Annotated in this window: 11 protein-coding genes; 4 read left to right on the top strand and 7 right to left on the bottom strand. The window is 36.3% G+C overall.

What is annotated here, in order from left to right; all coding sequences use genetic code 11:
• Positions 1-527: SDR family NAD(P)-dependent oxidoreductase (locus M983_RS05450; RefSeq protein ID WP_066748270.1), on the top strand; the 527-nt coding region annotated here is incomplete at its 5' end.
• Positions 528-756: 229 nt separating this feature from the next.
• The gene (tilS, locus tag M983_RS05445; protein WP_066748267.1) at positions 757-2,073 is read left to right on the top strand and encodes a tRNA lysidine(34) synthetase TilS; all 1,317 of its coding nucleotides are present in this window, start codon (positions 757-759) and stop codon (positions 2,071-2,073) included.
• A gap of 42 nt (positions 2,074-2,115) precedes the next feature.
• On the opposite strand, the gene M983_RS05440 is transcribed toward tilS, so the two are convergent.
• The gene (locus M983_RS05440; protein WP_066748265.1) at positions 2,116-2,376 is read right to left on the bottom strand and encodes a Rho-binding antiterminator; all 261 of its coding nucleotides are present in this window, start codon (positions 2,374-2,376) and stop codon (positions 2,116-2,118) included.
• Between the two features lie 235 nt (positions 2,377-2,611).
• Here M983_RS05440 and nlpE point away from each other — a divergent pair, with 235 nt between their 5' ends.
• Complete coding sequence (gene nlpE / locus M983_RS05435; RefSeq protein ID WP_083954556.1) at positions 2,612-3,286, top strand: envelope stress response activation lipoprotein NlpE; 675 nt, start codon at positions 2,612-2,614, stop codon at positions 3,284-3,286.
• Between the two features lie 86 nt (positions 3,287-3,372).
• Here nlpE and proS read toward each other — a convergent pair whose 3' ends face one another.
• The 6 genes from proS to metN all read right to left on the bottom strand — a co-directional run bounded on the left by proS (position 3,373) and on the right by metN (position 9,097).
• A complete protein-coding gene (proS, locus tag M983_RS05430; RefSeq protein ID WP_066748261.1) occupies positions 3,373-5,088 on the bottom strand; it encodes a proline--tRNA ligase in 1,716 nt (571 codons plus the stop codon).
• A gap of 206 nt (positions 5,089-5,294) precedes the next feature.
• Entirely contained in the window at positions 5,295-6,002 is a 708-nt protein-coding gene (tsaA, locus tag M983_RS05425) for a tRNA (N6-threonylcarbamoyladenosine(37)-N6)-methyltransferase TrmO (protein WP_066748259.1), read from the bottom strand.
• On the bottom strand, positions 5,999-6,409 hold the full coding sequence (gene rcsF, locus M983_RS05420; protein WP_083954555.1) for an Rcs stress response system protein RcsF: 411 nt from the start codon (positions 6,407-6,409) through the stop codon (positions 5,999-6,001). Before rcsF ends, tsaA begins: the two co-directional genes overlap by 4 nt.
• A gap of 127 nt (positions 6,410-6,536) precedes the next feature.
• Positions 6,537-7,352, bottom strand: a complete 816-nt coding sequence (locus M983_RS05415; protein ID WP_066748256.1) for a MetQ/NlpA family lipoprotein — start codon at positions 7,350-7,352, stop codon at positions 6,537-6,539.
• A 67-nt stretch (positions 7,353-7,419) separates the two neighbouring features.
• Entirely contained in the window at positions 7,420-8,073 is a 654-nt protein-coding gene (locus M983_RS05410; protein ID WP_066748253.1) for a methionine ABC transporter permease MetI, read from the bottom strand.
• Complete coding sequence (metN, locus tag M983_RS05405; protein ID WP_066748250.1) at positions 8,066-9,097, bottom strand: methionine ABC transporter ATP-binding protein MetN; 1,032 nt, start codon at positions 9,095-9,097, stop codon at positions 8,066-8,068. The genes M983_RS05410 and metN overlap by 8 nt, the downstream gene beginning before the upstream one ends.
• A 194-nt stretch (positions 9,098-9,291) precedes the next feature.
• Here metN and gmhB point away from each other — a divergent pair, with 194 nt between their 5' ends.
• Positions 9,292-9,858 carry a D-glycero-beta-D-manno-heptose 1,7-bisphosphate 7-phosphatase gene (gene gmhB, locus M983_RS05400; RefSeq protein WP_066748247.1) on the top strand — a complete coding sequence of 189 codons (567 nt, stop codon included), beginning with the start codon at positions 9,292-9,294 and terminating at the stop codon, positions 9,856-9,858.
• The last annotated feature ends 38 nt before the right edge of the window (positions 9,859-9,896 follow it).

The following is a 9,896-nucleotide window of genomic DNA, read 5'->3' as shown; positions in this document are numbered from 1 at the left end:
TTATTCAAAATACAGTAAAAAAATATGGCAAAATTGATTTCTTATTTGCAAATGCAGGTGTTCTTAATGATGATGTTGCTGATAAATTAGATTATGAAAGATGGAAAACATTATTAGATATTAATCTTAATGGGATCTTTTTAATTAATCGCGCTGTTATTAAATACTGGCTACAACATAACAGTACAGGCTCGATTGTGAATTGTAGCTCTATTTGCTCATTTGTCGGACAACATGCATTTCCTGCTTATTGTGCATCTAAAGGTGGAATAAAATTACTGACACAAACATTAGCACTCGATTATGCAAAAAAAGGTATTAGAGTTAATGCCGTATGCCCTGGATATGTTACTACACCGCTTTTAGAAGAACGAGGTCTTGAGCTTGAAGAATTGGCAAAATTACATCCAATGGGAAGATTAGGTACTCCTGAAGAAATCGCCAATGTTGTTGTATTTTTAGCAAGTGACGCTGCATCATTTGTGACAGGTGCATCTTATTTAGTGGATGGTGGTTTTACAGCATAATATATTTATAATATAAATATGATTATAAAAAGCGAATTATTTCTTAGTATTTCGCTTTTTATTTTATATATCATTGTGTTAATTATTATTAAAAATAAGATAATTTATTAAAATTGAATATCATAAAATAATACTATAATTTTATATTTTAATATTTAGGGGGTTCGTGCAAAATTAGATAAAAAAGCTTAATATAGCGTGACTAATATTTACTGATAACGATAACGCTATGGAATTCATCTCTTCTCTTCTTAACGAAATTAAACACCAAATAGGCAACTATACTCAAATTCTAGTGGGATTTAGTGGCGGTGTTGATTCGACAGTACTGTTACATGGATTGGTACAATTACGCGATATATATCATTTACCATTAGAATTAACTGCGATTTATATTCATCATGGTTTAAATGATAAAGCTGATGCTTGGTCGGTACATTGTCAACAATGTTGTGAACAGTGGAACGTTGATTTTATTAGTGAAAAAGTTATCGTGAATAGTAAAGAAGGTGGAATAGAAAATAGTGCAAGAGAAGCGCGTTATCGAGCATTTCATCAGCACTTACAACCTCAACAAATATTAGTGACAGCGCAACATCAAGATGACCAAGCTGAAACATTTTTATTGGCATTAAAACGCGGAAGTGGTCCTGCTGGTTTATCATCTATGCCTATCAAAATGGTATTTAATAATAATTATCTGATACGACCTCTACTTAATATTACTCGAAAACATATTGAAGAGTATGCACATCAGCAAAAAATAAGCTGGGTAGAGGACGATAGTAATCAAAATGCACGTTATGATCGTAATTTCCTACGTTTGCATATTCTACCTTTATTAACAGAACGCTGGCCTCACTTTTCTCAAGCAGTAACACGAAGTGCCACTCTTTGTGGTGAGCAAGAAGCATTATTAGATGAATTACTTGAATCTGAATTAAATGTTTTAATTGATAAAGCCAAAAGTATCGATATTGCTCAGCTAGCTATGTGCAGTGAAATAAAACGTAACGCACTGCTAAGACGTTGGTTTGCTCAACACAATAAAATAATGCCATCAAAACAACATATTTCACGTTTATGGCAAGAAGTTGCTTTAGCCAAAGAGGATGCAAATCCTAGGTTACGCTTTTTTGATGATGAAATAAGGCGTTACAAGCAAAGGCTGTATTTTGTTCCTATCATCAGCGAACCTACCAATTGTATTTTAACTTGGTCACTATCTGAACCTTTGATACTACCTACAGGTTTGGGTACGTTATCTTTAGGTGAAAAAGATAACATGGTAGTTAGAGCACCATATGATAATGAAAAAGTGACGATTCGTTTTGGTTTAACCCAGGATTCATTAAGAATTGTAGGGCGAGAGCATGCAAGGCACAGTAAAAAAATATGGCAAGAACTTGATATTCCACCTTGGCGTAGAACGCGTATACCGCTGATTTATTATAATGATACGTTAATTGCTGCTGTTAATACTTTTGTAACAGTTGAGGGAAAATCAACAACTGAAAATAAGATAATGATTGAGTGGCAAGAGTGAGTTTAGAGAACAACCGCATATGGCGGTTGTTCTATGATTTTATTATTCAGATTTAATAACGATGGTTCCAAGTTCTGGATTTGAAACGCTAGCAATGATATCCAGTCGTAACTCTTGTGAACCTTCAGGCGTCTTTATTTTCAAATATTCAACTTTTTTACTTAAAAAGAGATCATTTGCAACGCCATCAATAAACTCACCACTATGTAATTCAATATGAAGATGCATGGCGTGCAGGCATGCTAACTCCAAATGTTCATAATCATCACAGTTAATTGGTTGATATTCTGTATTTGTTGACATATTCCCTCACCACTCGTTAGTGGCGGTGTAGCCGCCAGTGAATAATTCAGAATAAAATCATTATGCGGTTATTCAATGTGATCACAATAGCTATTGTGATAATTATTCTAAAATAACACATGGTTTAAGGTGTATTTATCTTAAAGCGTGTTTTATTGACACCTTTTATATTTAATAATGCTAGAATTAGCAAGAGAACGATTAAGTAGAAAGTACCCATAACATAGGGAGTTAAATGATGGGGAAGAAATTTTTATTTGCTGCAATTGCAGCGGGATTATTTGTTGTGTCAGGTTGCCAAAATAATATTGGCCTGTCACTCGATGGTAAAATTGTAGACCAAACTTATAATAGCATTTTGCCATGTGCAGATTGCTCTGGTATTGATACCACTATTCTAGTAAGCCGAGATGGCTCTTATATCATGGAGCAAAGCTATCAAGGGACTTCAGATGATAATCGTAGTTTCTTTGAATCAGGTACTTGGGTTTTAGGACAAGATAAACTCACCCTAACAAATAGTTATGGTGAGAAAAGCTATTATCTCCCAAAAGAAGATAGACTAGTAATGCTTGATATTGATGGTAATGTTATTAATTCAGAATTGAATTATACGTTAGCTAAAGTTCAACCTCAGCGGCTTGCAGGTGAATTCACTTATTTTGCTGATGCAGGAACATTTAAAGATTGCCAATCAGGGCGAGTTTATGCGGCTGATGATATCACACTAGAAAAAGGTTATTTCTCTACAGGCGTTGAAGGTGGTAAACCCGTTTATCTTGAAGTGAATGGTTATTATAGCCTGCGTCCATCAATGGAAGATGGTCAATATAATCGTGCTTTAGTTGTTACAGATAAACCTCGCTTTGATAGTCATGGTACATGTGAAACACATCGCACTAAAAACTAATAGCACACAGTTTATTAATAAATAAGCATAAAAAAACCGCAACTATTTAAAATTGCGGTTTTTTGTTATTTAAAGCGGGGTCGCGATTAAGCTAGTTGTTCTTTGATAAAAGCAACGACTTCATCCAAGTTAATAAGTGATTTGTCATCACTACGACGTGCTTTATATTCAATCTGATTATTATCAAGATTACGATCACCAATAACAATCGTATGAGGAATACCAATCAGTTCCATATCAGCAAACATGACACCTGGGCGTTCTTTACGATCATCAAAAAGAACATCAATACCATTAGCGCGTAATTCATCATAAAGCTTGTCTGCGACTTCTTTTACACGATAAGAGCGATGCATGTTCATAGGTAAAATCGCAACTTGGAAAGGTGCGATTGCATCAGGCCAAATGATACCGCGAGCATCGTGATTTTGTTCAATTGCAGCAGCAACAATACGAGTGATACCAATACCATAGCAACCCATGGTGACAATTTGATTATGGCCTTCTTCATTTTGGACAGTTGCTTTGAGTGCTTCGGAATATTTTGTTCCTAGTTGGAAAATATGCCCAACTTCAATACCGCGTTTGATAAGAAGAGTTCCTTTGCCATCAGGACTAGGATCACCATTAACAACATTACGGATATCAGCAACTTCAGCAATAGGTAAATCACGTTCCCAATTAATACCAAAATAGTGTTTACCATCAATATTTGCACCTGCGCCAAAGTCACTCATGACTGAAACAGCGCGGTCGATAATTACTGGTAATGGAAGGTTTACAGGGCCTAATGAACCAGGGCCTGCATTAACTACTTCACGAATTTCAGCTTCTGTTGCAAAAACAACAGGAGATGCAACGATAGCGCATTTTTCAGCTTTAATTTCATTTAGTTCATGATCGCCACGTACTAATAATGCAACTAGGCGATGACCACTGTCTTCGGTTGCATGAACAATTAATGTTTTAACTGTTTTTTCAATAGGTAGATTGAATTGTTCAACTAATTCAGCAATCGTTTTTGCATTTGGTGTATCAACTAAACGTAGTTCTTCTGTTGCTGCAGCACGAGATGTATCAGGTATGACAGCTTCAGCTAATTCAATGTTCGCAGCGTAATCAGATTCTGTAGAGAATACGATATCGTCTTCACCACTTTGCGCTAATACTTGGAATTCATGAGACGCGTTACCGCCAATTGAGCCCGTATCTGCCAATACAGGACGGAAATCTAAGCCAATACGGGTGAAAATTTTGCTATAGGCTTCAAACATTCTGTCGTAAGTTTCTTGTAACGACTCTTGAGAAATATGGAAAGAGTAAGCATCTTTCATCACAAATTCACGAGAGCGCATTACACCAAAACGAGGACGCACCTCATCGCGGAATTTAGTTTGAATTTGATATAAATTCAAAGGAAGTTGTTTGTAAGAGGTTATCTCATTACGAACAATATCAGTCACCACTTCTTCATGTGTTGGGCCTAAAACGAAAGGGCGCTCGCCTCTGTCTGCAAAACGCAGTAATTCTGGGCCATATTGCTCCCAACGGCCACTTTCAAGCCATAAATCAGCAGGTTGTACTACCGGCATTGAAATTTCAAGTGAGCCAGCATTGTCCATTTCTTCACGAACAATTTTTTCAATTTTTCTTAGAACACGAACACCTGTCGGCATCCAGTCATACAGACCAGAAGCGAGTTTACGGATCATGCCTGCGCGAAGCATAAGTTGGTGGCTGACAATTTCTGCATCAGCAGGTGTCTCTTTTAATGTAGAGAGCAAGTAGTGGCTAGTACGCATTATTAGGTTCCATTAGAACAAGAATACTTAGGCTGACTGTCAGGCCAGTCTATATCATTATAAATAGTGAAAGTCTTTAGTCTACCAGTGACTTAGGTTTGCCAAAAGAGGCAAGCTTATTTTTAACCTGATTTATTGAAAGACGCGAAGATTTGTATTCATCTTCAATAATTCATAATAACAATATTAGTGAAGATTACAGCAAATTATATTGGCTCTATGCTAATAACATAGGTTTGTTGCCCATTAACTTGCCAGCGTACGTTAAATTCCAATAAATGCACTGCATATACTCTATCACTTTGTGTCGCTTTTTTATAAGCAGGACGCGGATCTTGTTGTAAAACTTGGGTGATAAAACGTGAAAGATAAGGGTATTGAGTAGAATAATGTTGTAATTGTTCAGTTGCTTGTGCTGAGAAGAAAACCGCCATTTCTGTTTCTGGAGCATGTTGGGCAAAACCAGCTATTGCATCAGGACGAGATTCAGCGAAAGGAAGATAAGGTTTAATATCGATAATTGGCGTGTTATCAACAAGGTCAAGACTACCTAATTCAAGAATAACAGCATTTTCTTTTGTCTTTATTCCTTTTAATTCAACTAATGACATGCCTATTGGATTAGGGCGAAAGGTTGAACGTGTGGCAAATACACCCATTTTCTCATTGCCTCCTAATCTAGGAGGTCGAACTAAAGGATGCCAGCCATGTTGTGCTGTTTGATGAAATATAAATAATAACCAAAGATGACTAAATTGTTCTAAACCCCGAACAGTATCAACATGATTATAAGGTGAGTAAAGAACCAGTTGACCATCGCCATCCTGGATAAGTCCAGGTTGGCGAGGTACCGCAAATTTTTCTTTATAAGGACTGATAACATGTCCTATAGGCGTGATTTGATAGGTATTCATTGCGTAATTAACAGTGCAGAACCTTCACAAATTGCGGTTTGATAACAACCAAGACCGGTGACAATCTGGCATTCATGCAGTAATACTGCATTTGCATTTTTATATGCCGCTTTTGTTGCCATTCTTTTTTTTGCAACAGGGAGGCTGGCTGGTGGATCTTGTAACGTTTGTCTACATGATTCACCGGCAACAACACCTAAATCCTTAAAAGGAGCGCCTAATAGATCCTCTGTTTTTTCAACAATACGCACTGATGGTAGTGTCGGTTGTTTCGGTTTTGATGGTTGTCCTGGCTTATTTAAACGCATATCCGTAAATTTAGACTGATCAACATCTGATGATTGTTTTGTTGAGCAGCCCGTTATAAACAGCGCTATGATGCCAATAAAGAGCAAGCGCATGTGCATGAGTATGTCCTCTTTACTATTTTATACAAAAAATTAATCGGCTCTAATTTAATGCAAATTAGCAAAGTAAAAAAGAGAAAGGCGAACAAATGTCCGCCTTTTTTATAATTAATTGATGATTTACTTATTACCAACCTTTCACCGCACCACCATTAAAGATTTTATTGGCAGCACTATCAACTTCATCAGTTTGATAAGCTTGGATAAATTTTTTCACATTCTCATCATCTTTATTATTTTCACGAGCAACAATGATATTTACATATGGAGAATCTTTATCTTCAACAAAAATACCATCTTTGGCTGGTGTTAATCCTACCTGGCTTGCATATGTTGTATTAATTACGGCTAAATAAATTTTTTGATCATCTAAAGAGCGAGGTAATTGTGGTGCTTCTAACTCAACTAATTGCAGCTTTTTAGGATTTTCAACGATATCTAATTTAGTTGGTAATAAACCAACGCCATCTTTTAATTTAATTAATCCTACTTTTTCTAAGAGAAGTAATGAACGACCTAAGTTAGTTGGATCATTAGGAATTGCAACCTGAGCTTCATCAGGCAAATCTGCTAGATTAGTAATCTTTTTAGAATAACCTGCAATTGGATAAATAAAGGTATTACCTACCGCAGTAATTTTAAAATTACGATCTTTGATTTGCTGGTCTAAATAAGGTTTATGTTGGAACGCATTAAGATCGATATCACCACGGCTGAGTGATTCATTTGGCATGACAAAGTCATTGAAAGTAACAAGCTCAACATCAAGACCATATTTATCTTTAGCGACTTGTTTAGCCACTTCTGCAACTTGTTGCTCTGAACCAGAAATAACACCAACACGAATATGATTTGGATCTTTTTCTTTTTCACCACAACCCGCTAATGCTAATGCACCAACTAGTGCGCTCACTACTGCAAGAGATTTGAATTTCAATGACATAAATTTACCCTTATCTGATCCATTTTAATAAAAGGTTTCAATTAACTAATGAAACCTTCAATAATATTTATTTATGTGTTGTCAGCTTAACAAGGCGATCGCCAATAAACTGAATGATAAAAACAAGAATAACTAGTAGTACAATCACTGTATTCATTACTGTTGCATTATAGCCGACGTAGCCATACTGATAACCAATTTGTCCTAAGCCACCGGCACCTACTGCACCACCCATTGCTGAATAACCGACAAGTGTGATTAAGGTAATTGTTGCAGCATTAATTAATCCAGGCAAAGATTCTGGCAAAAGTACCTTTTTAATTATCTGCATTGGCGTTGCACCCATAGAACGTGATGCTTCTATCAGTCCTTGAGGGATCTCTAATAATGTATTTTCAACCATGCGCGCAATAAAAGGTGCGGCACCGACGGTTAAAGGAACAATTGCCGCTTGTAAGCCAATTGATGTACCAACAACCATACGAGTGAATGGGATCATCCATACTAATAAAATAATAAATGGAATCGCTCTAAAAACATTCACTAAAGCTGAAATGATGCTATAAGTAGGTTTATTCGCGCTAATTTGACCTGGTCTTGTGACATAAAGTAATACGCCTAATGGTAATCCGATAACAAAACCGAAAAAACCAGAGACAAAAGTCATGACGAGAGTTTCCCAGATCCCACTAATTAATAAATAAATCATTCCTTCAGACATAACCGAGAACCTCTACTTTCACATGATGCTCTTCTAAAAACGCAATTGCTTTTTCCGTATTACCATTTTGACCATGTAATTCAGCTAACATCACACCAAATTTTACACCGCCAGCATAATCCATTTGAGAACTTAAAATATTAATATCTGCATCAAAACGACGAGCAACAATTGACATCAATGGTGCATCAACTGATAAGCCATTAAATTCAAGCTTCAGTAATGGGCATAAATTTTCTTCCCATTCTGGTTTTAAACGTTCTTGGTAATCATCAGGGATATCCAATTGAAGTGTAGATTGAATAAATGCCTGTGATATAGGTGTTTTAGGGTGAGAGAATACTTCACTTACCGCATCACTTTCGACTAATTCACCCCCACTGATAACGGCAACTTGATCACAAATACGTTTAACAACATCCATTTCATGTGTAATCAGTAAAATAGTTAATCCTAAACGGCGGTTAATATCTTTTAATAATTCTAAAATAGACCGCGTTGTTGCAGGATCAAGCGCGCTTGTTGCTTCATCACATAATAATACATTTGGTGAATTAGCAAGTGCTCTTGCGATAGCAACTCGCTGTTTCTGTCCACCTGATAAATTAGCTGGGTAATACTCTTTTTTATCTGATAAACCGACTAATTCAAGTAATTCGTTTACACGTTTATTGATTTCACTTCGTGGCGTACTATCAAGCTCTAAGGGCAACGCTATATTATCAAAAACTGTTCTTGATGAGAGCAGATTAAAATGCTGGAAAATCATGCCAATGCCACGGCGTGCTTTTGTAAGTTCTTTATCAGAGAGTCTAGTTAAATCTCTACCATCAACAAAAACCTCTCCTGAAGTTGGTTTTTCTAACATATTAACACAACGTATTAGTGTGCTTTTACCCGCTCCTGACGACCCTATAACACCAAAAATCTGCCCTTGAGGCACATGCAGGTTAATATTTGATAACGCTTGTATTGAGCGTTCTCCCTGCTTAAATACTTTATTTATATTCGTCAGTTTAATCATGTTGTTCTTTATATAAGTAGAATATGGGACATAAAGACTATTCTGCCCGAGTTAAAATAGATGTTAAGGCGTCTAGACGGCTAAGTCAATAAAAAAGAATAGATGAGTAATAATGAAAGAAATAGATGGATACCATTCTCTATATAAGAAAAAACATGCGATACTAAGTGCAAATATCTAAATGGAGTAATGCTGTGAGTAAGGGTATATCTGCGATTTTTCTTGATCGCGATGGCACAATTAATGTTGACCATGGCTACGTATCTGAAATTGATAATTTTGAGTTTATCGATGGCGTAATTGAAGCTATGGCTGAGTTAAAAGCAATGGGCTACGCTTTAGTGATTGTAACAAATCAATCCGGTATCGGTAGAGGCTATTATAGTGAAGACCAATTTTTACATCTTACAGAATGGATGGATTGGTCCTTAGCTGATAGGGGTGTTGAATTAGATGGGATTTATTATTGTCCTCATCATCCTGAAGCCACTGTCACTGAATATAAACAAAAGTGTGATTGTCGTAAACCGGCGACTGGTATGTTTATGGATGCCAAAGCACAATTAAATATCGATATGGCTTCTTCTTATATGATTGGCGATAAAAAAGAAGATATGTTAGCGGCAAAAACAGCGGGTATTGGACATAAAATTCTCGTTCGTACGGGTAAAGAGGTAACAAAAGATGCAGAAGAGTGTGCAGATTTTGTTCTTGATAGCCTAGCTGACCTGCCAAAATGGCTAAAAAGTCACAAAAAATAAGCACTTCGATTAATTTAACAACAAACGAAAAAAAAATT

It is taken from the genome of Proteus myxofaciens ATCC 19692 (genome assembly GCF_001654855.1).
Classification (GTDB): domain Bacteria; phylum Pseudomonadota; class Gammaproteobacteria; order Enterobacterales; family Enterobacteriaceae; genus Proteus; species Proteus myxofaciens.
The sequence above is the reverse complement of the archived record's forward strand: the minus strand, read 5'-3'. Positions and strand labels throughout refer to the sequence as shown.

Excerpts from the sequence above, each read along its gene's own strand:
- tilS (WP_066748267.1), top strand. The coding sequence starts at position 757 with ATGGAATTCATCTCTTCTCTTCTTAACGAAATTAAACACCAAATAGGC.
- M983_RS05440 (WP_066748265.1), bottom strand. The coding sequence starts at position 2,376 with ATGTCAACAAATACAGAATATCAACCAATTAACTGTGATGATTATGAA.
- nlpE (WP_083954556.1), top strand. The coding sequence starts at position 2,612 with ATGATGGGGAAGAAATTTTTATTTGCTGCAATTGCAGCGGGATTATTT.
- proS (WP_066748261.1), bottom strand. The coding sequence starts at position 5,088 with ATGCGTACTAGCCACTACTTGCTCTCTACATTAAAAGAGACACCTGCT.
- tsaA (WP_066748259.1), bottom strand. The coding sequence starts at position 6,002 with ATGAATACCTATCAAATCACGCCTATAGGACATGTTATCAGTCCTTAT.
- rcsF (WP_083954555.1), bottom strand. The coding sequence starts at position 6,409 with ATGCACATGCGCTTGCTCTTTATTGGCATCATAGCGCTGTTTATAACG.
- M983_RS05415 (WP_066748256.1), bottom strand. The coding sequence starts at position 7,352 with ATGTCATTGAAATTCAAATCTCTTGCAGTAGTGAGCGCACTAGTTGGT.
- M983_RS05410 (WP_066748253.1), bottom strand. The coding sequence starts at position 8,073 with ATGTCTGAAGGAATGATTTATTTATTAATTAGTGGGATCTGGGAAACT.
- metN (WP_066748250.1), bottom strand. The coding sequence starts at position 9,097 with ATGATTAAACTGACGAATATAAATAAAGTATTTAAGCAGGGAGAACGC.